Genomic DNA, 23374 nt, shown 5'->3' on the forward strand with positions numbered 1-23374 from the left:
GACTTCGTGCCACGCCGCCACCGATGCGTCATGCTGGGTCCGCCATGACCGGTCTGGACCCGGAGGCGGGCTCCCCTCTCATCCTTTCGTTCCGTCACCTGCTGACCGAGTCCGTCGCGGCGTTCCTGGACGAGGCGGACATGACGTGCCCGCAGACGGCGGACGCGCTGAGCGAGCTGCTGGTGACGCTGTCGCGCTACCGCGAGGAGGGCGCGCTGCTGTTCCCCACCGCGTTCCTGGGCGACGACCTGGGCGCGATGCTGGAGCTGCTGGGCGGGCACGACCCGATTCCCATCGGTTCGGGGCCGCGCAACCGCGCCACCATCCAGCGGGCGCTCAAGCAGTGCGCGCCGCTGGGCCAGGGGCGCTGGTGGGCGCTGTACCTGCTGCGCGAGCCGGAGGGCCTGACCTACGGCATCTTCCGGACCGACCCGTTCCCCCTGGCGGAGACGCCGCTGGAGCGGCTGCGGCACGCGCCGGACCGGGGCGCGCACGTGGTGGGGGTGTTGCAGCTGGCGGACAACATCATCGAGCTGCGCGGCGGCGGCGGGCTGAGCCGGCACGTGTACCTGTCCGGCGCGCGCATCGACGTGGAGCCGCCGTCGGTGGTCCTGGATACGTTGGCGAGCGCCGTGACCGAGCAGGTGCTGCCCTCCAGCCGCGAGCATGCGCGGGGCTTCTTCCGCCGCGTGCTCTTCGAGGTGATGCAGTCGTCACACGGCACGCTGGTGGCGGTGCTGCCTCGGGAGCGCGCGGGGTCCGCGCTCTTCGTGGACGGCATCCTGTTGCCCCGGCCGATGGACGTGGTGGCGCTGCTGGACCGGCACCACGCGACCCAGGACGGCAGCGCCGCGTCCGCGGTGCGGGCGGCCGCGCAGCTCCTGCGCGGCATGATGGCCACCGACGGCATCACGGTGCTGCGCGCGGACGGGTGCATCCTCGGGTACAACGTCTTCGTCCGTCACCCGGAGACGCTGGCCCGACAGCCGGCCTTCCTTGGCGGAGCCCGGCGGCGCACGTTCGAGGTGCTGTGCGCGGCGCTGGGCAACGAACTCGCCGCGGCGTTCATCCGCTCGCAGGATGGCGATGTCGCGTGCCGTCGGACGTGATGCGCCTGGCGCCGTGATGATTTCCTGTTTTGCTGACTGCGCAGATTGAGTTGGTTCTGCTCCGGGCGGACGTCGTCCGAGGAGAAGTGGACCCTGCAGGTCGCATCCCGCGCGGGGACGCATGACGTGGGCGGGAAGTTGAGAACATCAAGCAAATCTGAAAGGCTGCGCGGCGCTTTGCGCCCCGCTCCCCGCTCCGTCCGCGCGCATGCCGCGCTGCTCCTGCTCGCCGTGTTCCTCGCGAGCGCGCCTGCCGTCGCGCAGAAGCTGCCGGATGTCGTGGTGACGGGAGCACCGGTGGCGCCTTCGCCGAGCAGCGACCAGGGCACTGGCATCTGCATGGCGTCCAACGTGTGGACGCGCACGGCAAATGAGTTTCCGCAGAGTCAGACGAACTACACGGAGAACCTGAACGTATACATGGAAGAGTCCAGCGCGACGCGCGTGACCTCCGTGCTGCGCTCCGAGTTCGACCTGTCGAACAATCTGAACGACGGTCGCGTGCTGAGCTACGGCGACTTCATCAACAGGGTCTCTGGCTGTGCCCAGGGCGGCTGCCCCTTCCACTACAACGATTCGACCACGAAGTTCGTCTCGCGCTTTCGCGGGTACCTGAACGTCACCCAGGACATGGTCGGGCGTGTCCTGCACTTCGGCTTCTACGCCGATGACGCCATCAGCCTCGTGCTGTTCGACCGGACCAGTCGCCGCTACGACGTGGTCATCCGGCCTCCTGAGATTGGCGCGCCGACACGGCGCACCACCAACTCCGTCACCTTCACTCAGTCCGGGCTCTATCCCGTGGAGCTGCTCTACGTGCAGATCGTGGAGCACGCGGCGCTGGAGTTCGCGATACTGGACGGAACATTCACGGACTTCGACCGGCCCGCGAACCAAATTCCTGTCGTTCCGCTCGATCCCGATCGCTTCAAGCTCGTGCAGCCCACGAGGCTCTACCAGACGGAAACCGGCCGGCCCTCCTTCCCGGGCAACCTGGACCAGTGCGTCCAGTGCAACCGCCAGTTCGCCAATCAGCCCGGCAATGGCAGTTGCGGTCCGTCCTACTACTGCAACTCCGCTGCGCTCTGCGCCCCCTGCGACACGTCGCTGCTGTGCGGCGACACCTGCTCGCCTTGCGGACCGGCCGCGCCCATCTGCGCCCAGGTCAGCGGCCAGTTCGCCTGCGTCCAGTGCACCCAGAACAGCGACTGCGCCACCGGCCGCTGCGACCAGACCACCAACACCTGCACCGGCTGCGTCCGCGACTCCGACTGCGGCTCCGGACAGGTCTGCGACGAGCCGAACTTCACCTGCGTCCAGTGCACCTCCAACGCGGAGTGCCCCAACAGCCAGGTCTGCGACCTCGCCGCCAACACCTGCGTCGAGTGCAACGACAACACCCAATGCGCTCGCGGCGAGACGTGCTCCAACCACGTCTGCTCGCCCTGCGACACCAACGACGCCTGCGCCGGCAACTCCTGCAACTGCTGCCCCAAGGGCACCCAGTGCGCCGCGCCCACCCCCGGCGCCCCGCCGTCCTGCGTCGAGTGCACCACCGACAGCCAGTGCGCCAGCGGCAAGCGCTGCGACACCCTGAATGGCGCCTGCGTCGACACCCTCCCCCAGTGCAACACCTCCGACCGCTGCGGCCCCGGCTGCGCCAGGTGCCCCGGCGAGCGCCCCTTCTGCCTCGACGGTCAGGTCTGCGTGCAGTGCCGCAACGACCTGGAATGCGGCGACGGCCAGTTCTGCCTGAGCGGTGAATGCAGCTCGTGCACCACCGACAAGCGCTGCGGCTCCCGCTGCGATGCGTGCGACGGCGCCACCCCGTTCTGCCTCTCCGACGGCACCGTGCAGAACAGCGTCTGCGTGGGCTGCGTCAACGACTCCGACTGCGGCAGCGGCACCTGCGACCCCACCACCCGCACCTGCTCCAACACCGGCGCCTGCGCCGTGACGTGCGCCGAGAACCTCGTCTGCGATGGCACCGCGTGCGTCGAGTGCTTCGCCGACGCCCACTGCCCCTGTGGCGGCACCTGCGACCTGAGCACCAACCGCTGCCTCGAGTCCTGCACCGACAGCGGCGACTGCCTGGGCGTCGAGTTCTGCTCCGCCCAGACCCAGCAGTGCGAGCGCGGACGCCGCAAGCCCGGCACCGAGCCCCAGGGCGGCGCCTTCTGCTGCGGCACCACCGCCGAGGACACCCCCACCGGCAGCACCGCCATGCTGCTCACCCTCGCCCTGGGCTTCCTCTTCCTGCGCTCCGCCCGCCGCGTCCGATGAAGCCCTCCCGCACGCCGCTCCTCGCGCTCCTGCTCGCCCTGGGCCTGTCCGCCACCGCCAGCGCCGCGCCGGATCCGCGCTTCAACATCCAGGTCTTCCGCCCCTCCGGAGCGCCGCAGGACCTGGTGATGGTCACCCAGTCCCGGCCTCTGTCGCACCTGTCCGTCGCCGCCGGGCCCTACTTCAGCTACTCCCTCAACCCGCTCTCGCTCGTCCCCAAGGACGGAGACCTGGGCTCCATCAGCCTCGTGGGCAACCGGCTCCAGCTGGACGTCATGGCCGCGGTGGGCCTCTTCGACTGGGCCGAGGTGGGCGTGGACATGCCCCTCGTGCTCCTCCAGGGCGGCCAGAACCTGGAGGTCATCGGCACGGAGGGCGCCGTCCAGAGCTTCGCCCTGGGCGACCTGCGCCTCACCGGCAAGGTGGCCATCCCCGGCCTGCGCCGCCCCGCGGAGGGCCATGGCTGGGGCGCCGCGCTCACGCTCAACGTCAGCTTCCCCACCGGCGTGCAGGATGCCTTCGCGGGCGACGGCGAGCTCACCTGGGCGCCGGGCCTGGTGCTCGACTACCGCTTCGAGTCCGGCATCCTCCTGGCCTTCAACGGCGGCTTCTGGAAGCGGCCGGACCGCATCTTCAGCGGCGTGCGCCTGGGGGACATGGCGCCCTTCGGCCTGGGCACCGAGGTGCCCCTCTTGCGCGGCAGCGGCATCACCGCGCTCGGCATGGTCAACGGCGCCTTCGGCCTCAAGAAGGAGCCCGGCCAGGAGCGGCAGATCCCCGCGGAGCTGCTCATCGGCCTGCGCTGGTACAGCTCCCTGGGCGTCACCTTCACCTTCGGCGGCGGCCTGGGCTGCGGCTGCTCCCTGGCGTCGCCGAACCTGAGCTTCTTCACGTCCATCATCTGGGTGCCCGCCAAGACGCGCGAGTGGGAGGCCATCGAGCGCTTCAAGGATCCGCAGCCTCCGCCTCCGCCGCCCCCGCCGCCCGTGGACCCCGACGGTGACGGCGTCATTGGCGAGAAGGACCGCTGCCCGGACGTCGCGGGCCCGGTGGAGAACAGCGGCTGCCCGGACATCGACACGGACTCCGACGGCGTGGTGGACCGCATCGACAAGTGCCCGGACGTCCCCATGGGCAAGCGCGGCCGTGACGGCTGTCCGCTCGCGCGCACGTCCGGCAACAAGATCGTCATCCTGGAGCAGGTGAACTTCGCCACCGACCAGGACGTCATCCTCTCCGAGTCCTACCCCGTCCTGGAGGAGGTCGCCCGGGTGATGGAGGTGAACCCGGCGATGGATCGCATCCTCATTGAGGGCCACACCGACTCGCGCGCCAGCGACCAGTACAACCTGGAGCTGTCCAAGCGCCGCGCCGCCAGCGTGAAGCGCTTCCTCATCGAGAGCGGCGTCGCCGCGGAGCGCGTGTGCTCGCAGGGCTTCGGGCGCAGCATGCCGGTGGCGGACAACGCCTCCGAGGAGGGCATGGCCCTCAACCGCCGCGTCGAGTTCACCATCCAGCCGCCGTCCGACGGCCCGCGCCCGCCCTGCCCGGATGACGCGGAGGCCGCCTCCAAGAAGGGCCGCGGCAAGCGCCCGGCGCCCCCCAAGACGCCCGCGCCGCCCGCGCCGAAGAATTAGTCGCCGGGCCCGCCGCTCCAGGGCGGCGGGCCGGGTACGCGGGCGCTACTCGACGATGAAGTCCGCGGCGGTGCGGCGCCGGCCGGCCACCACCGACACCACCGCGCGGCCCGGGCCCACGGCCGTCACGCGGCCCTCGGGCGACACCGTCACCACGGCCGAGTTCGAGCTGAACCACTCCAGCGGCACGCGGTCCAACGCCACGCCGTTGCGGTTGTACGCCTTCGCCTGGACCATCACCGACTGGCCCTTCTTCTTGAAGGTGTACGAGGTGAGGTTCAGGCCCAGGCGGGAGAAGTCCGGCGGCACCACCTGCACGGCGATGGCGCGGTTCAGGTGTCCCAGCGTCGCGGTGACGGTGGCCACGCCCGCCGACGCGGCGATGAGCTCGCCGTTCTCCACGCGCGCCACCTCGTCGTTGCTGGAGCGGAAGAGGGGCGCGGCGTCCGCGATGACGTGGCCCGCCTCGTTTCGCGCCACCACGCGCAGCTTGATGGTGCGCCCCACCTCCACGAAGTCCGCGCCCGGCGCGCGCACGTCCAGCGAGGCGAGGATGGTGAGGTCCAACGGCAGCGCCGCCTTCGCCCGCCCGCCCTGCACGCCGATGATGGTCTTCCCGGACTTGCGCGCCACCACCGTGCCGTCCTCCTGCACGGAGGCCACCTCCGGCGCGGAGCTGGTCCAGCGCAGCCGCGCGTCCATCATCTTGCGTCCATCCGCGTCCAGCACCGTGTAGTTCAGCGGAAGGTTCTGCCCCTGCGTGCGCAGGTAGCGCAGCTCGGGCGGCTCCAGCGTGATGGTCGTGGGCGACGGGCCACACGCGCCGAGCACGCCCAGCGAGAGGAGACCCAACAGGGAAAAGGAGAAGGGACGTGAGGTCTTCACGAAGGCAGGCACGCGGGCGAATGGGGGAGACGTGAGTCTATCGACAGACCCTCCCGGGAGCGGGAAAACCGCGCCCCCGGGCGACGAAGTCCTGCCGCCTGCACGCCTGCTGACGCCTTTTGCCCACTTCAGCGGCGGGGCGTGCGGGCCTCCATCGTCTCCAGCACCTGCGCGGCCAGGGCCTCCCCCTCCCGCCATCCCGCCACCCGGGCGCGCTCCCTCGCCTGCTCCAGCCGCTCGCGGGCCTCCGGGCCCCGGCCTCCCGCCACCAGCAGGCGCCCGGCGTTGAAGTGGATGCGCGCCGCCTCCTGCGCGTCGCCGCCCTGCTCGGCCAGGGTGAGCGCGCGCTCCAGGTCCGCCAGCGCCTGGCCCGGCTCGCCGGAGAGGACGCGCAGACCCGCCAGCTGCGACAGCGCCCGCGCCTGTCCCACCGCGCTGCCCACCGACCGGGACTGCTCCGCGGCGCGCGTGAAGGCCACCCGCGCCCGGTCCAGCTGCCCCAGCCGCTGCTGCAACCGCCCCAGCAGCAGGTAGTGCTCCCAGTAGAAGTCCGGCGCCCGAGGGGTCCGGCTGCCCATGCGCTGGAAGGCCCGCGCCAGCAGCTCCACCGCGGCCGTCGTCTCGCCCTTGGCCTCGCGCACCCGCGCCAGCTCCCCCAGCACGCGGGCCTCGACCTCCGGGTCCGCGCCCGCCGGCCCCTGCGCCATGCTCAGGCGCACCTCCGCGTCCTCCACGCGCCCCAGCTTCAGCTCCGCGGTGGCCAGCCTGCGCGCGGCCTCCGCCCACGGGCCGGGCGTCTGCATCACCGGCACGCGGTCCAGCCACGGCGTCACCAGCCCATCCACGGCCGCGGGCTCCGCGTGTGTCAGGCACTCCGCCGCGCGCGCGAGCACGTCCAGCTGCCAGCGCACCACCGTCGCCGTCGCGCCAGGCGCGCGGCCCAGCGCCCAGCGGTAGAACTCCACCGCCGCGCGCCACTCGCCGCGCGCCGCGAACCAGTCTCCCGCCCGCTCGCACGCGGCCGGCGCGCCCGGCGCATCCGCGCCCAGCAGGTGGTCCGCCAGGCGCACCTCGCGGGCCGGCTCCTGGGCGAAGGCCTCCCGCTCCAGCGCCTCCGCCAGCTCCTCGTGCGCGCTCCGCAGCTGCGAGGGCGAGAGGCGCTCGCGCAGCACCTGCCGCGCCTCCTCGCGCGTGAAGCGGAAGATGCCGGGCTGCTGGGGCACGGGCACCACCCACTCCGCGTCGTCGAGCACCTCCACGCCCACCGGGCCGGGCAGCGACGCGCGCACCAGCTCCGCCGAGAAGAGCGACCCCTCCACCGCGGCGCGCTGGAGGAAGCGCAGCGACGCGGCGGGCAGCAGCTCCAACCGCGCCCCCAGCACCTGCCCCAGGTCCTGCGGCAGCGCCGCGGCGGACAGCGGCCCATTGGTCTGGAAGCCCTCCTCCGTGCGCAGCAGCACGCCCACCGCGACGAGCAGCCGCACCAGCGCCAGCGCATGCGCGGGATTGCCGCGCACCCGGTCCCCCACCGCCCGCTCCAGCGAGGGCGACAAGGGCAGGCCCAGGCTCGCGGTCAGCAGCGCGTTCAGCTCCGAGGACGACAGCCCCTCCAGCACCGTCACCGGAAGGGGCGACAGGGCCGTGGGCACCGCGTCCACGTCGCCCGTGCCCACCAGCGCGACGCGCGTGTCCTTCGCGCCCAACACGCCCGCGAGCAGCTCCAGCGAGGCGCCGTCCACCCGGTGCACGTCGTCCACCAGCAGCAACAGCCCGGACGGCCGCGCCACGCGTTGGATCGCGTCCACCACCGCCACGTCCCCCGCGGCCAGGTGCCCACCCACCGGCGCGCCCCGCGCGAGCCGCCGCCAGAGCGCCGCGGCCTCCGGCTCGGAGAAGCCCAGGCCCACGAGCGACGCCGCACTCGCGTCCGCGCCGGGCCCGGAGCGCGAGAGGGACGCGAACACCGTGCGCCACAGCCCCAGCGCGCCCGCGGAGCGCGGGTCTCCGCCCCACGCGTACACCACCCGCGGCGATGACGCGCCCGCCGCCAGCTCCGCCACCGCCTCCAGGAAGCGGCTGCGGCCCACCCCCGTGGGTCCGACGAAGAGCCGCGCGCCGCCCTCGCCCTTGCGCGCGGACTCCACCACCGCGCGCGCCTGGGCCAGGGCCTCGTCGCGCCCCACCAGCGCGTCGCCTCGGGACGCGGGCACGCCGGACTCCACCCGCCACGCCGGGCCCCCGGGCAGCTCGCGCGCCGCGCCGATGCGCACGCCCCCTGTCTCCAGCAGCAGCGCCTTCACCGACGCGCCCACGAGCAGCTCTCCCGGCGCCGCCGCGTCCGCCAGCGCCAGCGCCCGCGCCAGCCCCATGCCGGACAGCCGGGCGCCGTCCGCGTCCGCGCTCACCCGCACCACGCCGGACTCCAACCCCCGCCGCGCCGCCACCCCCGCGAGCCCCAGCTCCTCCGCGCACGTCAGCGCCCGCGACGCGTCGTCCTGGCGGGCCTGCTGGAGCCCGAAAGGCAGACACCAGTGCGTGCCCGACAGCGCCATCGCCTCCACCTGGTGGCGCACCGCCACGGACGCCACCGCGTCGCGCAGCCGGGCCGCGTCCGCCGGTTCGCAGGCCACCACCAGCAGCGTGAGCCGGCGCATCAGCGCCTGCGCGTCCAGCGCGCGGATCTTCACCGTGGGGCCCGGGGCCTCGTCCCCCAGCGCCGGAGGCGCGTCGTCCTCGTCGGAGGTGAGCGGCGACGCGGAGAGCACGGACACCAGCGGCGCGGGCACCTCCATCGTCGGGTCCGTGGGCGGCTCGTGCACGGCGCCGTCGTCGCGCCGGGCCGCGGGCGCCTTGGCCGTTGGCGCGTCGGGGAGCTCCTCGTCGCCCAGGTGCACGGGCGGCTCGCTCAACACGGGCATCAGCGGAAGCTGCGGCGCGACGGCACCGGCCGCGGGCGTGAGCGAGTTGCCGCACGCGGGACAGAAGCGGTTGGTCGCGCTGGTGGACTGGCCACAGCGCGGACACGACACGCTGGAGGGCTCACGGGCCGGGTGCAGCCCCGGCTCCACGCTGCCCGCGTCGCGCAGCCGCGCGAGCACCGACTCGCCCACCAGCCGCGTCACCACCGCGGAGACGCTCTCCCCCGGCGCCTCCGGCACCTCGTCCAGATAGGCCTGGAGCGCGCGCGCCACGTCGGCGCATCTCGCGAAGCGCTGCGCGGGCGCGCGGTGGAGCATGCGCAGGATGATCTGCTCCAACAGCGGAGACAGCCCCTCCACGAACTGCGACGGCTTGGGCACCGCCGCCAGGGCAATCCTTCGCATCGCCTCCGCGGGGTTGTCCGTGTCGATGAACGGCCGGCGCGTGCACAGCTCCCACAGCACCACGCCCAGCGCGAACTGGTCGCTCGTGCCGGCGACGGGTTCGTTGCGCACCTGCTCGGGCGACATGTAGCGCAGCTTGCCCTTGAGCACGCCGGTGCGCGTGCGGCTGGCGCGGATGGTCGCCTTGGCCACGCCGAAGTCCACCACCTTCGTCACGCCATCCAGGCGCACCATGATGTTCTGTGGGCTGATGTCCCGGTGCACCAGCTCCAGCGACGCGCCCTGGTTGTCCCGCGCGTGGTGCGCGTGGTCCAGGCCCAGCGCCGCGTCGCGGATCAACTGCGCGCACACCCGGTGGGGCAGCGGCGTGGCGGCCCGCTGCGCCGCCTTCGCCAGCCTGCCCAGGTTCTCGCCCTCGATGTACTCCATGGCGATGTAGAACGTGCCCTGCCACGCGCCGACCTCGTACAGCGAGACGACGTTCGGGTGGTTCAGGTGCGCCGCGACCCGGGCCTCGTCGAGGAACATCTCCACCGACCCCTCGTGCTCCAGCAGGTCCGGCAGCAGGCTCTTGAGGATGACGGGGCGCTCGAAGCCGCTCACCCCCACCTGACGGGCCAGGAAGATTTCGCCCATGCCTCCCACGGCCAGGCGGCGGAGGACCGCGTACCTGCCGAAGATGAGGGAAGACGGGGAAGCACCGGACACCATCGCGACTGCCACCGTACCTACCGATCGCCATCCCCCGCCAGTCCCCGTCCCCTCCCTTTGCTCCATGCCCACCTTCCGGCCGGGCCCGTGCCGTGTGGGGGGCCCACGCACCGGGCGTGGTTGGGATTGGGCGGGGCTGCTTCTCAGACGTGCCAGGTCAGCCGGCCGCTCTGTTCAGACGTGCCGGGCGTGAGGGTCAGGGGCGACACATACAGCCCATGCCGTTCCCGCTTCCACCACGCCCCGGTGCGCTGGCGCTCCTCCCGGGACGTCATCCGGTAGTCGTGGAGCACGGCGCGCACGACGCGGGGCGGGTGGTCTGGAAAGGGATTGGCGGCGAACAGCCTCAGGACCTCCGGTGAACCCTCCAGCAGCCGCTCCATCAGGGTGATGAACCAGGAGGGCGGCGACCCCAGCGCGGCGAACCACATCTGCCAGTCCAGCCGGGGCTGGTGGGGCGCCACCTGGCGCGGCGGCCGGTCCAGCGCGGACGTCTTGTAGCGGAACGGGTACTCCACCCAGTGCACGCCATCATCGGAGCCCTCCAGCGTGATCTCCGGCCGCTCCACCGTCATCACGGAGAACAGGCCGTAGGAGTTCACCGAGTGCAACGGCAGCACCCAGTCCTCCAGCCAGTCCACCGCCGCCACCAGGCGCGCGGGGCCCCTCGGCCACCACCCCATCCGGCGGAGGAGCTCCACCGAGCCCAGCGCGAGCACCGGCACCGCCGTGGCCGCCGACAGCGCCGTGCCCAGCGCGGACGGCCTCCGCGCGGGTCCGGCGTCGCGCCACCAGCGCGAGGGGAGCACGCGGCGCAGGGCCGCGTCGTCCAGCAGCCACAGCCCCAGGGCCTGCGACTGGACGTTGAAGAAGCCGTAGTTGCCCGTGGCGACGATGGCCGCCTGCAGCGCGGAGAAGATGCCGAAGGCGACCTGCCGCACGCGCCGGGGACCGAAGGCGAGGAAGGGCACCGCCGTCTCCGCCGCCAGCACCGCCGCCGTGCCCGCGTGACGCACCGGGCGGGGCAGCTGGTGCGCGGCCCAGCCGCCGCGCGTGGGCAGGGGCGCGGTCTCGAAGTAAACGTCGCACGCGCTCAGGTCGCGCCACGTCTGGTCGCGCGAGTGGAACTTGCTCATCCCCGAGCCGAAGTAGAGCCGGAACACGAGCATCCGGAAGAGGAGGACCTCCAGCGCGGACACGTCCCGCTTCCCCAGCCCCGGCCGCACGCCGCCCGGCGCGGTGAGCGCGCCCAGCGCCCCCATCTCCAGGAGCAGCACGTCCCACTGGAACGACAGGAACTCGCGCCCCAGCGACACATAGGACAGGTACAGCCCCCACAGCCCCGCGGCGCTCAGGCGCGGGGCGACGTTGAAGAGCAGCGCCAGCGACAGGCCCTGTCCCACGCGGCAGCCGCGCACCAGCGCCGCGTCGGACGCGTCCCTCCAGAACACGGAGGGGCGCCGCCACCGGCCCTGCGCCGCCCAGCGCTCCGACTGCGCCAGGTCGCGGATGGGGCGGATGCCCTTCTCGCCATAGAGCCCCAGCACCTGCCGGCCCAGCGACGTGAAGGCGATGAGGAAGGTGCCGCCCATCAGCCGCAGGAAGAGCCAGCGCACGCGCCGGTGTTCGGCGGGCTCCGTCACCCGGCTGAACAACCACGTGTCCCACCGCGCCGCGCGGCCCCGGTGCCGCGCGATGACCGAGTACGCCGCGCCCGCCGCCTGCTGGATGCCGGGCAGCAGCCCCAGCCGCGCGGCGAAGCGCGTGCCCCAGCGAGGCGACCAGGCGAGCATCCGGAAGACCGCCTCCGCGCCGGAGGAGCGGCGCCCGGAAGGTTCCACCAGTTGCAGGGCCCGCCGCATGTCCTGACGGGAGATGCCCAGGAGCGCGCGCAGCCATCCGCTGGCGCGCACGAAGCGCACCCGCCCCTGGGTGTCCCCGCGCCAGCGCGCCACCCAGCGCTTGCAGAAGCCACAGTCCCCATCGAACAGCACCAGCGGTCGGGTCATCGCGCGCATCGCGTCTCTCCTGACGTCCAACGACAAAGGTGCGCGCGGCGGGCGGGATGCGAAGGGGGTGGGAGGGGCCGCTGGAGGAGCAGGCGGGCGGAGGGGCGGGCGCCCGTGTCATCCGCGCGCCGGTGCCTAGCTTTGTCCGCATGAGCGAGCCCAAGGCCCAGGCGAAGAAGGCGGACGAGATCGTCCCGGGAGTGCACCACTGGACCGTCGCCGACGACCGGCTCGGCGGCCTGCGCAGCGACGCCTACGCGGTGGTGGACGACGACGGCACCGTCACCCTCATCGACCCGCTGCCCATCGACGAGAAGGCCCTGCGCAAGCTGGGCGACATCGACGCCATCGTGCTCACCGCGGGCAACCACCAGCGCTCCGCGTGGCGCCTGCGCAAGGCGTTCGGCGTGCCCGTCTGGGCCCCGGAGGGCGCGCTGGGCCTGGAGGAGAAGCCGGACTTCGAATACGTGAACGGCACCACCCTGCCCGGCGGCCTCAACACCTTCCAGACGCCAGGGCCCACGGAGGCCATGTACACGCTCTGGCTCCAGAAGAGCCCGCACGCGGTGGTCTTCATCTCCGACCTGCTGTCACGCGAGGGCCGGGGCGCGCCGACGTTCGTCCCCGGCGAGTACCAGGACGAACCCCTGCGCACGCGCACCAGCGTCCAGCGCATCCTGGACCACCTGCCCCTCCAGACCGTCTGCTTCGCGCACGGCGCGCCCATCCTCAAGGAGGGCGCCGCGGCCCTGCGCAAGGCGCTGGAGCAGGACGAGGAGTTCCCCAGCGCCCCGGCGCCCTAAGGCGCCAGCTCACGCACCAGCACGTGGCCGCCGTCCTGGCCGGGAGGCACCAGTTCCAACCGGGCCCCCGCCTCCGCGCGGTCCAGCAGCGTGCCCAGCGCCACCAGGTCGGTGACGGGGATGCGGGTGGCGAAGGCCTGCTCCTCGCCCCGCGACATCGCCTGGGCCACGCGGGCCTCGTCGGCGAGGTCCGTCTCGTAGACGAAGGTGCGCTCGTCGTAGTCGTGCCCGCCGGGGACGCGCCCCACCAGCCGCATGGGCCCCAGCCGCGTGTGCACGCGCACCGCCGGGTTGTCCCACTGGGTGACGCCCCGCAGGCGCTTCGCGCGCACCATGCCGAGCGTGAGCGTCTTCACCCACGAGGACGCGCCCCGCCCCGGCAGGAAGCTGAACAGCGACACGCCCACGAACAGCCCCGGCGTCAGCGACGGCGCCACGTAGCAGGCCGCGCCAATGGCCAGCTCCTCGTCCGCCAGCAGCAGCCGCTCGCGCGCCGGCGCCTTCAACAGCCGCGCGGGGCAGCGCAAGAGCCCGATGGCGCCGGGCAGCAGGTACAAGTCCGACAGCACCCAGCGCGGCACGCCGATGCCACCGAACGCGAGCTGGTTGAGCGTCAGGTATTGCCGCGCCAGCTCCGCGTTGTGCTCCGCCAGCAGGTGCGTCACCGGGATGCCATGCGGGGCCAGGTCCAGCGACGGCACGTGCACGCCGGAGCCCAGCGCCTGCAAGGACAGCTCCGGGTTCGCTGCGAAGAACGCCTGAGCCAGCGACGCGAGCTCACCCGCCATCGGCTTCGATGTCCTTCGCCACGACGTCCAGCCGGCACTCGGGAGGAAGGTGGAGGCGGGAGGCGTCCACCGACGCGCGCGACACCAGACAGCGCGACGAACCACCGCCCTTCTCCGTCAGCTCCGGCATCGGCATGGACACCACGCGCATGCCCAACCCCTCCAACAACGCCACCACGTGCGCGGGCATCACCGTGGGCGCGAGCAGGTCCCGGCCCAAAGGCAGACCATTGGTCGCGTAGCGGCGGATGTCCGCCTCCGTCACCCTCACCAGCCGGTTCGCGCCGAAGCGCTGCTCCAGCAGCGCCACGGACTCCGGCGCCATCACGTCCGGGCAGACGACCAGCCGGTCCACCGCGGGCAAGGGCAGCACCGCCATGTTCCCGTGGAACGCGGGCTCGCGCACCTGGACGCGCAGCACCTCGCCGGGGAAGAACGGCTCCGCCGCCGCCAGGCCGTCCAGCGTGGTGCGCCCGCCCCAGAACAGCAGCGTCACGCCGTCGAACGTCGCCACGTCGCCGTGCGCCTCCCAGATGCCCACGCCCGGGTCCACGACCTCCAGGCCCATGCGCCGGGCCAGCGGGGTCCAGTGGTCGCGCTCCGCGAAGCGGTGCGCGCTCATCATGCGAGGCAGCAGGAACAGCGGAGCCTGCCCCTCGCGGGCCACCACCTGGCCGCACTCGGCCGCGTACGGCATGCCCGTCAGCGCGTCCGAGGGCGAGGGCAGCGCCACCACCGTGCCCCCGCGCGACTCGATGTGCCGGGCCAGCGTCAGCCACTCCCGCCGCGCGCCGCGCGCATCCGCCGGGGCGGCCTCGCGGCTGCGGAAGTTCGACCGGCCTCGCAGCGCCCAGCCCCGGCCCGGCGGCGACATCAGGAAGAGGTCCATCATCCGTTCGACTCTAGGCCACCCGGGGCAGGTCCTGTCAGAGGTAACAGGACCGCTCATCGCCGGTCGTCTCGTGGAGCGCGCAGGCCGCTCTCCGCCGGAAAGCACGACCGGAGACCCGAGACGACGACCCGGTCGCCACGCGAAGGGACGTCCTTGAGAGGGAATGCAAACTCACGTTCACGCGGCAACAATTCTATTTCAGGGGTGATCCGTGACACGACCGGGATGTCCGTCCCTTTGCCTCACCACCGGCATAGCGTGAACCTTCCCGGGCTCCTCCATCGACGCGCCCGGCTCCGGCGAACGCACCCTCTTCCGAGCATCGATTCCCTTCCCATATGCCCATGCCTTCACGCTCCTGGCACCGCATCGTCGGCCTCGCCGCCACCCTGGGCCTCTGCGCTTGCGGAGGTCCCGACAACACCTACCTGCTCGACTTCGGCTACCACTCGGACACTCTCCTGGTGGCCTCGGACTACAGCAGCTTCACCCTGGCCCCGAGCACCTTCTTCTCGCTCGACCGCACCTTCTTCACGTTGGAGACCCTGACCTTCAGGCTGGAGGACCTGCGGATGGACCTTCCGCCCACGGCGCGCTGCGAGGACTACGAGGAGGTGCTCTCCCCGCAGATGTCCTGTCAGGACTCCAGACCGGGGACCCCTGGCAGGGGCCCCATCGAAGACCCCGTGCGCCCGCGTGGCGCGCTTCACCTCCCGGGCCCCGTGGAGTTGGGCACCGGCAAGCGCCTGTCCGTGGGGGGAGAGCAGGTGTTCATCCCCCGCGTCTACTATCCCGCCATCGACACGCGGTGGGTCCCAGGGACACCAGAGCACCCCAGCTTCCAGCTTCGCGCACACTTCATCTACCAGGCGAAATTCCACGTGCTGGAGTTCTCCTTCCAGTCGGACGAGCCCATGCGCTTCGAACACCGGGGCGTGCCGACGGGACTGCCCAAGGAGTTCTCGGAGCATCCCGCCGCCTTCGGTGGAAGTCTGGACATGGGCGACTGGCTCGCGGGCATCGACATCTCGGGCTGTCTGACGACGGGGGACCTGACCCTGGACGGGAACGTGCTGCGGCTGGAGACCGGACGGGGCGCCTGCGCGAATGCCGCCACGAACCTGCGGCGCAACATCCAGCGGAGTGGCGACCTGTTCACCGGGCTGCGCCTGTAGACACGCCTCCCGCTTCCGGCACGCACGCCAGCACCTTGCCGCGACGCTCACCGAGAACCGCGTGAGTCTGGTGGACGGCGGAGACCTCCCCGTCACCGAGCGCGTGCAATCCGTCGGGGGGAGGAGCACGGCGACCGGGCCCCCGCCCACGAGAGGCAGCGCCAGCCTCCCCGCACCCTCTCGTTTTTCGCCCGAAGGGGGTCCTCAAACGCCCCGCGCGCATGGCATCCTCACCCTCTTTGAGCACAAACGTGGCTGGGGATTCATGCACTTCGAGTTGGCCTTCGTGCTGCTCTTCTCCATCGCGACAGCGGTGGCGATCGCGGCGCGCTACTTCAAGTTTCCGTACACGGTGGCGCTGGTGCTGGCGGGCCTGGGCCTGGGCATCGTGCACGTCTTCGAGCCGCCGCACCTGACGAAGGAGCTGCTGTTCGCGGTCCTCCTGCCGGGGCTCTTGTTCGAGGCGGCCTTCCACGTCGACTTCCGCAAGTTCTGGAAGAACAAGCTGGCCATCACCTCGCTGGCGATTCCGGGGGTGGTGGCGTCCATGGGGCTCACGGCGCTGCTGTTGTCCCCGGCGATGAAGGGGATGAACGCGCTGGAGGGCTTCGGGCTCATCCACGCGATGGTGTTCGCGTCGCTCATCGTGTCCACGGACCCCATCGCGGTGGTGGGCCTGTTCAAGGCGCTGGGGGCGCCCAAGCGGCTGGCCATCCTGGTGGAGGGGGAGAGCCTGCTCAACGACGGCACCTCCGTGGTGCTGTTCACGCTGGTGGTGGGCGTGGCCAACGGCGCGCAGTTCACCGCGGGCGGCGCGATCCTGGACTTCATCAAGGTCGCCGGCATGGGGGCCTTCATCGGCATCGCGGTGGGCTTCGCGGTGGCGAAGGTCATCCTGCGCGTGGAGGACGCGATGGTGGAGATCACCTGCACCGTCATCGCCGCGTACGGGTCCTTCGTGGTGGCGGAGCACTTCCACTATTCGGGCGTCATCGCGACGGTGGTGGCCGGCATGCTGTGCGGCAACTGGGCGGCGCAGGAGGGCATGGGCCCCACGACGCGCATCGCGGTGGAGAGCTTCTGGGAGTACCTGGCCTTCGCGCTCAACTCCGTGGTGTTCCTGCTCATTGGCCTGGAGGTGCAGCTCAGCTCGCTGCTCGCGTCATGGCTGCCCATCCTGCTGGCGTACGGGGCGGTGATGCTGGGCCGCGCGGTGGTCGTCTACGGCGTGTCCGGCCTGCTGCGGCTCACGCCGGAGCGCATGCCGTGGAAGTGGAGCGCGGTGCTCACCTGGAGCGGCCTGCGCGGCGCGGTGTCCATGGTGCTGGTGCTCGGCCTCCCGGACGACTTCGCCCACCGGGAGCTGCTGGTGAACATGACGTTCGGCGTGGTGGTGCTGTCCATCATCTTCCAGGGCCTCACCATGGCGCCGGTGCTCAAGAAGCTGGGCATCACCGGCCTCAAGGACGTGTACCAGGAGCAGTACGAGCTGGCCCGGGGCAAGCTGGGCGCCATCCACGCGGCGCTCGCGGCGCTGGAGGCCATGCGCCGCTCGCGCGAGATTCCGGTGGACGTGCTGGAGCCCCTGGAGCGCGACTACCAGCAGAAGGCCCAGGCGGTGACCCAGGAGCTCACGGGGCTCAAGCAGCAGTCCAACCGCTTCCATGAGGAGGAGCAGCAGGAGGCCATCCGCCGCGTCCTCATCGTGGAGAAGGACGCCCTCTTCAGCGCCTACCAGAAGGGCACGCTCAACAAGGAGGTCTTCGAGCACCTCACCGCGGAGCTGGACGAGCGCATCTCGAAGGCGAAGGACGCGGAGGCCCACGTCCCCCTGGAGGACGCCCACGCCCCTCCCCCGGAGGCGCTGGCGTCCTGAGCAGGGCTTCGCTCCGACGACCCGGGCGGGCCCTTCCCGTCGTATGAAGGGAACCGGGCCCGGTGTCGTCGCGGCGTCGCGAGCGAACCGGTGCGCAGGAGAAGCGACCCATGCGGCGGACCTGGAACACCTGGATGGCCCTCTGCCTCATCGCGGCGGGGTGCGCGCCGCTCGACCTGACGCCCTTCACCCCCCAGGCCCGCTCCCGGGTCCTGGTTGAACCCCCGGGCACCGCGTGTCCCCACGGCGGGAAGGCCATCCAGACGGGCCTGGACCGCGATGGGGACGGCGTGCTGGGGGACGACGAGGTCACCCACACCGAGTACGTCTGCGCGGAGGCCACCGCGGTGCTGTTGCGGACGGTGCCGCTCGCGCCCGGTGCCCAGTGCCCGGAGGGTGGGCAGGTCACCCAGGCGGGGCTGGACCTGAACGGCGACGGCGTGCTGGACGACACGGAGGTCACTCGCGAGGTCCCCGCCTGCACGCGCTCCGCGACCGTGCGCACCCGGACCCGTACGGTGCTGAGCAGCGAGGTCTGTCGCTCCGCCGCGACCATCCTGGAGGTGGGCGAGGACGTGGATGGCAATGGCGTCCTCGGCACCTCGGAGGTCCAGGCCTCCCATCACTTCTGCCTCCTGAACGACACGCAGCGCCAAGTGCAGGTGCAGGTCCAGCCCGAGCCCGCTGGCGGAATCTGCGGACGACCCGGCGTCCGCGTGGATGCCTTCATCGACCTGAACGACAACGGCCAGCGGGACCCCGACATGGAGGAGCTGATCACCCTCCCGGTGTGTCAGCCCGTCCGCGTCCACGAGGGGAGCTACGTGGTGCGCAACGCGACGGACCTCGCGGCGCTCCGGGGTGTCACCCGCGTGAACGGGGACCTGTTCGTCAACTCGGAGACCCTTTCGGAGTTCGCGTTGCCGGAGCTGTCCGTCGTGGTCGGCAGCCTGCGCATCGATACCAACCCCCTGCTCACCCGCGTGGACCTGCCCGGCCTCCGCTTCGCCACGACCGTGGCCCTGGACAGGAACGCGGAGCTGACCACGGCCTCCATGGGCGACCCGGCCGGAATGGTCTCCGTGCAATGGGACCTGTTCGTGCAGCACAATCCGCTGCTCACCACGCTCGATGGGCTGCGAGCCCTGGCGCCAGGTGGGGCGCTGACCGTGCTGGACAACGCGCGGCTGGAGACCCTTGGGTTCCCCGCCATCATCGGTCTCGCAAAAGCCCTCACCGTGGAGGAGAACCCGCGGCTGCGCACGCTGTCCCTGCCCCGGCTCCAAACCACGGGCTCGGTCTCGCTGATCGGCGCCACGGCGCTGGAGTCCCTGGCCGGGCTGTCCGAGCTGCGCACCGTCGAGAGCCTGTCCCTCATCGGCAACGGCGCGCTGACCCGCCTGGACGGACTGGACAGCCTCGTCTCCGCGGGCGCCATCACGCTCGACAACAACGCGAGGCTCCAGACGACGGCGGGCTTCCCCCAGCTCGTCCGCGCGGGCTCCGTGACCATCAGCAACAACGCCCTGCTGGAGTCCGCGGGCGGCATGCCCCTCCTGCGGACCGTGTCGGAGTCGTTCACGGTCCTCAACAACCCGAAGCTGCGGACGGTGTCGGGCCTGGACCTGCTCGACTTCGCCCACAGCGTCAGCGTGGAGCAGAACCCGATGCTCAACGACCTGATCGGCTTCGGCAACCTGATGCGGCTGGACCGCCTGTCGGTCCGCGACAACGAGCGCCTGGAGACGCTGGCTCGCTTGATGGACCTGCGCCGGCTCGAGTTCCTCGTCGTGACGGACAACGTGAACCTGAAGGAGCTGCGCCTGGACGGGCTGGAGGCCGTGGAGCAGGGCTTCACCATGACGGGCAACCTCACGCTGCCCACGTGCCTCGCGCGGGACCTGGCGAACCGGACCTTCAGCGGGAAGCCGGGCAACGTCACCATCGCGGGCAACGGCGACTTCCCGAGCGCCTGCACCAACCCCTAGCCCCGCCTCAGCGGTCGCTCGTCTCCACACGCGACTGGAGCACCGCGCCCAGCGCCGCCGCCGTGTCCTCCGGCAGCCGGGACAGGTGCGCGTAGAGCACCTCCTCCACCCGGGCCACCTCCTCCTTCGGGGCGCCCGCCTCACGCAGGCCGGCCAGCACCGCGTACGCGGCCACCGCCAGCGGCCCCACGTAGCCGCGCGACTCCTCCCAGAACTCCTCGAAGCACGGCACCGGCTCGCCCCCCACCACGCGCGCCAGCCGTCCCAGGCACGCCTCCCAGTAGCCGCGGTGCGCGTCCCGGGCCGCGTCGTCCGCGAAGGGCCCCTGGCGCAGCTCCAGCCGTGTGCCGCCCTCCTCGGGATGGAAGGTCAGCACCGCCCGCGTGCGCCCCGGCGGCACCGGGCCCCCCTCCCAGTCCATCTCCAGTTCCAGGGACTGCCCCGGCTCCACCGCCATGATGCAGCCCACCTGCGTGAACGCGCGACCCGCCGCGTCCCGCAGCCCTACCCGGTAGGGCTGGCCCAGCGCGCCGGGATCCGGCGCGTGCGTGCGGTGACAGCCCGGCGGCGCGCCGAACCAGCGGCGGATGAGCGCCGGCCGTTCAAAGGCGGGGAACACCTGGTCCGGCGGCGCGGGCAGCTTCCACTCCATCTTCAGGTCGCTCACGCCCGGACCCCCGAGCGCGTGCGCAGCTCATAGCGCGGCACGGCGGACAGCTCCGACTCCGGCGCCCGGTACTGCTCCACCACCAGGCTGATCCGCGACTCCCCCAGCCCCTCCACGCCGGAGGTGATGGCCTCCACCTCATGCAGCAGGTCACCCCGGAACATCACCAGCGCCCGCTCCTGGGGCGCGAGCTCCGCCACCGGACCTCCCCGGTGGTACAGCCGCAGCGCCCCGCCCCGGAGTTCCTTCGGAACCTGGACATACAAGACACTCACCGCCACCGGGCAGCCGATACTCGGACCGTAGAATTCAAGACTCCGGTCGATGTGCGCCGCGACGCCCCGGCCCCGCCCCACCAGCAGCGGGTTGAGCAGGAAGGCGTTGCACTCCGGCAGGAGCGTCTTCGCCAGGAACGGCGCGAACGCGGGGAAGCGCCGCGTGACGTCCGGCAGCGCCTCCCGGCGGAACGTCAGCGAGAAGCCGTACGTCCCGGAGAACTGCCCCGACAGGTTCGACTCTCCCAGGAGCGACGAGCCCAGGATGGCCGAGCGGATGGTCGCCGTCGTCTCCTCGGACAGGGCCTCGGGAGTGCGGTGGAAGAAGGTGTCGAGCCGGAAGGCCCCACCCCACGGTGGCTGGAAGCGCATGGCCCCGCAGTCTACCCACCCCCGCCGCGCCGCCCCATCCCCCGCCGCCCTCGCACGCCGCCCTTCGCGGAGGGAATCCCAACACGACGCGTCAAACCAAGACAACGCGGCGCATCATGGATGACATCAATTTCGCTTATTTATCAGTTATCACGCCTAAGTCGAATTCTCCGACCTCCCACCTTGCAGCGGGGATCGATCCCGACTTTCTTCGGACGAGCTACGAAGTCCCCTTCGCAGCACTGCCGTCCCACGCTCCATCCACCCCACTGGAGTTCGCAACCATGAGCCGAATCAGACTCACGGGAACCGTGCTCGCGTTCCTGGCCGTCAGTTGTCTGGCGGTTGAATCAGAAGCCGCCACCTATGGCGTGACGCCCTCGGGCGCGTCCGCCATCTTCTACGTCGATACGACGGATTGGGCAGACATCCACTACAAGCTGAACGACGGCCAGCAGCTCAACATCCGCATGACGGTGACGGGTGGCCGCAACCAGTACACGGTCACCGGCCTGAGCGCTGGCAATTACATCGACTACAGCTACACGTACTGGGACGTGTCATGCGCCTGTGCGCGAGACACGACCTGGACGCGCTATACGCACAGCGGCACCGGGGGTGGCACCGACGCGGGCACCGGCACCGACGCGGGCACGGGCGTGGACGCCGGTCCTCCTCCCAACGGAGACGCGGGGCCCGTGGTGCCGCTGTTCACCAGCACCACGGCGCTGGAGCCGGCCACGGTCGAGACCACCGGCACGGCCATCATCACCCGCGTGGGCGACCGCGTTCGCGACCGCCACATGCGCGAGGACATGTATCAGGCGTACGACCACTACCTGAGGCTGTACTTCGAGAAGCGCACCCACTGGGTCGAGATCGTGGACGAGGTGGCGAAGGGCGGCAGCAACATCACCGTCAACCTCTACACCATCTATCCCTACGACGCGCCGAACTTCCGCGCGTTCTTCCGCGGCATCAACACGGTGGCGGAGTACTGGCACAACGCGGACTTCGCGCGGGTGAATGACTACAAGTACACGGCGTCGGTGAACTACAACGCCAAGGAAGGCCGCGCCATCCGCGTGGGTGACCGGATGGAGCTGGAGGTTGGCGTGTTCCTCCAGCAGCCGGTGGAAGGCCGCTTCAACTACTACGCCACGGCGATGCTCTACATCGTGGGACAGGGCGGCATCGTGCCCTTCGAGGGCCAGGGCAGCCTGCGCGACTCCTACCCGCTGCCGGAGAAGGCCTGGGCGGGCGGCCGCGGCACGCTGCACACGCCGTTCTCCAACGAGCCGGACAACCGCTTCCTCCAGATGGCCACCAACCTGGCCCCGGTGAACGCGCAGCCCTTCGTGGAGGGTCGCCGCCTGCACCACACGAACTTCCGCGACGGCAGCCACTCGGAGCCGGACAACCCCATCTTCACGGCGCAGGTGGGCAAGCTGGGCAACAGCTACGTCAACGTGTCCTGCGTCTCCTGCCACAAGCAGAACGGCCGGGGCCTGCCGCCCACGACCACGAACACCACGCTCGACAACTACGTGGTGAAGGTGGGCAAGGTGAACGGCACCACCGTGACGGTGGACCCGGCGCTGGGCTTCCGGCTGCAGTCGCGCGCGGTCAGCGGCACGCCGGAGGCGGACGTGCGCATCGCCAGCTGGACGACGACGAGCGGCACGCTGCGCGACGGCACGGGGTATCAGCTGCGCAAGCCCAACTACAGCTTCCTCAACGTGACGCCGACGAACTTCTCGCCGCGCATCACGCCGCAGCTGATTGGCATGGGCCTGCTGGAGGCGGTGCCGGAGTCGCAGATCGCCGGCCTGGCGGACCCGAACGACGCCAATGGCGACGGCATCTCCGGCCGCATGCAGACGGTGCAGGACCCGGAGACGGGCGTCACGCGCCTGGGCCGCTTCGGCTGGAAGGCGGCGTCCGCGCGCGTGAAGCACCAGGTGGCCGAGGCGCTCAACAGCGACATGGGCGTGACGTCCAACGTGTTCAAGACGCTGGACTGCGGCACGTCGCAGCAGGGCTGCGCGGGCAGCAGCGTGGAGCTCTCCGACTCCGACCTGGACAAGCTCACCCGCTACATCAGCCTGCTGGGCGTCCCGGCGCGCCGCGACCACTCGGACGCGACGGCGCTCCAGGGGGAGACGGTGTTCACCAACGCGGGCTGCGCGAAGTGCCACGCGCCCACGCTGACCACCAGCCCGTACGCCGCGATGAACGAGTTCCGCAACCAGACCATCCACCCGTACACGGACCTGCTGCTGCATGACATGGGCACGGGGCTGGCGGACAACCTCCCGGAAGGGCAGGCCACGGGCGCCGAGTGGCGCACGCCGCCGCTCTGGGGCATTGGCCTGACGGCGGGCGTCAGCGGCGGTGAGGCGTACCTGCACGACGGCCGCGCGCGCAGCGTCACCGAGGCCATCCTCTGGCACGGCGGCGAGGGCGAGGCCGCCAAGCAGGCCTTCGTGAACCTCAGCGCCGCGGATCGCAACGCGCTGTTGAAGTTCGTCAACTCGCTGTAGGCCTCACGGCCGTGAAGACAGACGCCGGGCGGAGGCCA

General features: G+C 71.6%; 15 protein-coding genes. 8 read left to right on the plus strand and 7 right to left on the minus strand.

Translation table 11 applies throughout. The features are described 5' to 3' along the window. Positions 1-44: 44 nt before the first annotated feature. The 3 genes from FOF48_RS17690 to traB all read left to right on the plus strand — a co-directional run bounded on the left by FOF48_RS17690 (position 45) and on the right by traB (position 5029). On the plus strand, positions 45-1109 hold the full coding sequence (locus FOF48_RS17690; RefSeq protein ID WP_235685579.1) for a hypothetical protein: 1065 nt from the start codon (positions 45-47) through the stop codon (positions 1107-1109). A gap of 177 nt (positions 1110-1286) precedes the next feature. After that, positions 1287-3392 (plus strand): outer membrane exchange protein TraA, encoded by a 2106-nt coding sequence (traA, locus tag FOF48_RS17695; RefSeq protein ID WP_255442316.1) that lies wholly within the window; start codon positions 1287-1289, stop codon positions 3390-3392. Then, a complete protein-coding gene (gene traB / locus FOF48_RS17700) occupies positions 3389-5029 on the plus strand; it encodes an outer membrane exchange protein TraB (RefSeq protein WP_143903178.1) in 1641 nt (546 codons plus the stop codon). The genes traA and traB overlap by 4 nt, the downstream gene beginning before the upstream one ends. A 45-nt stretch (positions 5030-5074) precedes the next feature. On the opposite strand, the gene FOF48_RS17705 is transcribed toward traB, so the two are convergent. The 3 genes from FOF48_RS17705 to FOF48_RS17715 all read right to left on the minus strand — a co-directional run bounded on the left by FOF48_RS17705 (position 5075) and on the right by FOF48_RS17715 (position 11966). Beyond that, positions 5075-5914, minus strand: coding sequence for an Ig-like domain-containing protein (locus FOF48_RS17705; RefSeq protein ID WP_143903180.1), 840 nt, complete (start codon positions 5912-5914; stop codon positions 5075-5077). Between the two features lie 128 nt (positions 5915-6042). Next, positions 6043-9948 (minus strand): protein kinase, encoded by a 3906-nt coding sequence (locus FOF48_RS17710; RefSeq protein ID WP_143903269.1) that lies wholly within the window; start codon positions 9946-9948, stop codon positions 6043-6045. Between the two features lie 143 nt (positions 9949-10091). Then, positions 10092-11966 (minus strand): lipase maturation factor family protein, encoded by a 1875-nt coding sequence (locus FOF48_RS17715; RefSeq protein WP_143903182.1) that lies wholly within the window; start codon positions 11964-11966, stop codon positions 10092-10094. A gap of 140 nt (positions 11967-12106) precedes the next feature. Between FOF48_RS17715 and FOF48_RS17720 the strand changes: the two genes are divergently transcribed. Further along, positions 12107-12760: an MBL fold metallo-hydrolase gene (locus FOF48_RS17720; RefSeq protein ID WP_255442318.1), complete on the plus strand. Its 654-nt coding sequence runs from the start codon at positions 12107-12109 to the stop codon at positions 12758-12760. Here FOF48_RS17720 and FOF48_RS17725 read toward each other — a convergent pair. Together FOF48_RS17725 and FOF48_RS17730 are read right to left on the minus strand one after the other, a co-directional pair. Continuing rightward, positions 12757-13548 carry a hypothetical protein gene (locus FOF48_RS17725; protein WP_143903186.1) on the minus strand — a complete coding sequence of 264 codons (792 nt, stop codon included), beginning with the start codon at positions 13546-13548 and terminating at the stop codon, positions 12757-12759. The genes FOF48_RS17720 and FOF48_RS17725 overlap by 4 nt on opposite strands. Continuing rightward, positions 13538-14440, minus strand: a complete 903-nt coding sequence (locus FOF48_RS17730) for a dimethylarginine dimethylaminohydrolase family protein (RefSeq protein ID WP_235685576.1) — start codon at positions 14438-14440, stop codon at positions 13538-13540. Before FOF48_RS17730 ends, FOF48_RS17725 begins: the two co-directional genes overlap by 11 nt. Positions 14441-14778: 338 nt before the next feature. Here FOF48_RS17730 and FOF48_RS17735 point away from each other — a divergent pair, with 338 nt between their 5' ends. From FOF48_RS17735 to FOF48_RS17745, 3 genes are all read left to right on the plus strand, one after another. Then, positions 14779-15615, plus strand: a complete 837-nt coding sequence (locus FOF48_RS17735; protein ID WP_143903188.1) for a hypothetical protein — start codon at positions 14779-14781, stop codon at positions 15613-15615. Between the two features lie 265 nt (positions 15616-15880). Further along, positions 15881-17491, plus strand: a complete 1611-nt coding sequence (locus FOF48_RS17740; RefSeq protein WP_143903190.1) for a sodium:proton antiporter — start codon at positions 15881-15883, stop codon at positions 17489-17491. Positions 17492-17601: 110 nt separating this feature from the next. Further along, on the plus strand, positions 17602-19479 hold the full coding sequence (locus FOF48_RS17745; RefSeq protein ID WP_161664941.1) for a leucine-rich repeat domain-containing protein: 1878 nt from the start codon (positions 17602-17604) through the stop codon (positions 19477-19479). A gap of 7 nt (positions 19480-19486) precedes the next feature. Here the strand turns inward: FOF48_RS17745 and FOF48_RS17750 are convergent, their stop codons facing one another. Next, complete coding sequence (locus FOF48_RS17750; RefSeq protein WP_143903194.1) at positions 19487-20146, minus strand: SRPBCC domain-containing protein; 660 nt, start codon at positions 20144-20146, stop codon at positions 19487-19489. After that, positions 20143-20793 carry a 2OG-Fe(II) oxygenase gene (locus FOF48_RS17755; protein ID WP_143903196.1) on the minus strand — a complete coding sequence of 217 codons (651 nt, stop codon included), beginning with the start codon at positions 20791-20793 and terminating at the stop codon, positions 20143-20145. The genes FOF48_RS17750 and FOF48_RS17755 overlap by 4 nt, the downstream gene beginning before the upstream one ends. Positions 20794-21077: 284 nt before the next feature. Between FOF48_RS17755 and FOF48_RS17760 the strand changes: the two genes are divergently transcribed. Continuing rightward, positions 21078-23336, plus strand: a complete 2259-nt coding sequence (locus tag FOF48_RS17760; protein ID WP_143903198.1) for a di-heme oxidoredictase family protein — start codon at positions 21078-21080, stop codon at positions 23334-23336. Positions 23337-23374: the final 38 nt, after the last annotated feature.

Origin of the sequence: Corallococcus sp. Z5C101001 (genome assembly GCF_007352635.1) — a bacterium.
In the GTDB taxonomy this organism is placed as follows: domain Bacteria; phylum Myxococcota; class Myxococcia; order Myxococcales; family Myxococcaceae; genus Corallococcus; species Corallococcus silvisoli.

Bases quoted from the DNA above. Each gene is read 5' to 3' on its own strand.
- FOF48_RS17690 (WP_235685579.1), top strand. From the start codon at position 45: ATGACCGGTCTGGACCCGGAGGCGGGCTCCCCTCTCATCCTTTCGTTC.
- traB (WP_143903178.1), top strand. From the start codon at position 3,389: ATGAAGCCCTCCCGCACGCCGCTCCTCGCGCTCCTGCTCGCCCTGGGC.
- FOF48_RS17710 (WP_143903269.1), bottom strand. From the start codon at position 9,948: ATGGTGTCCGGTGCTTCCCCGTCTTCCCTCATCTTCGGCAGGTACGCG.
- FOF48_RS17715 (WP_143903182.1), bottom strand. From the start codon at position 11,966: ATGCGCGCGATGACCCGACCGCTGGTGCTGTTCGATGGGGACTGTGGC.
- FOF48_RS17720 (WP_255442318.1), top strand. From the start codon at position 12,107: ATGAGCGAGCCCAAGGCCCAGGCGAAGAAGGCGGACGAGATCGTCCCG.
- FOF48_RS17725 (WP_143903186.1), bottom strand. From the start codon at position 13,548: ATGGCGGGTGAGCTCGCGTCGCTGGCTCAGGCGTTCTTCGCAGCGAAC.
- FOF48_RS17730 (WP_235685576.1), bottom strand. From the start codon at position 14,440: ATGATGGACCTCTTCCTGATGTCGCCGCCGGGCCGGGGCTGGGCGCTG.
- FOF48_RS17735 (WP_143903188.1), top strand. From the start codon at position 14,779: ATGCCCATGCCTTCACGCTCCTGGCACCGCATCGTCGGCCTCGCCGCC.
- FOF48_RS17740 (WP_143903190.1), top strand. From the start codon at position 15,881: ATGCACTTCGAGTTGGCCTTCGTGCTGCTCTTCTCCATCGCGACAGCG.
- FOF48_RS17745 (WP_161664941.1), top strand. From the start codon at position 17,602: ATGCGGCGGACCTGGAACACCTGGATGGCCCTCTGCCTCATCGCGGCG.
- FOF48_RS17755 (WP_143903196.1), bottom strand. From the start codon at position 20,793: ATGCGCTTCCAGCCACCGTGGGGTGGGGCCTTCCGGCTCGACACCTTC.
- FOF48_RS17760 (WP_143903198.1), top strand. From the start codon at position 21,078: ATGAGCCGAATCAGACTCACGGGAACCGTGCTCGCGTTCCTGGCCGTC.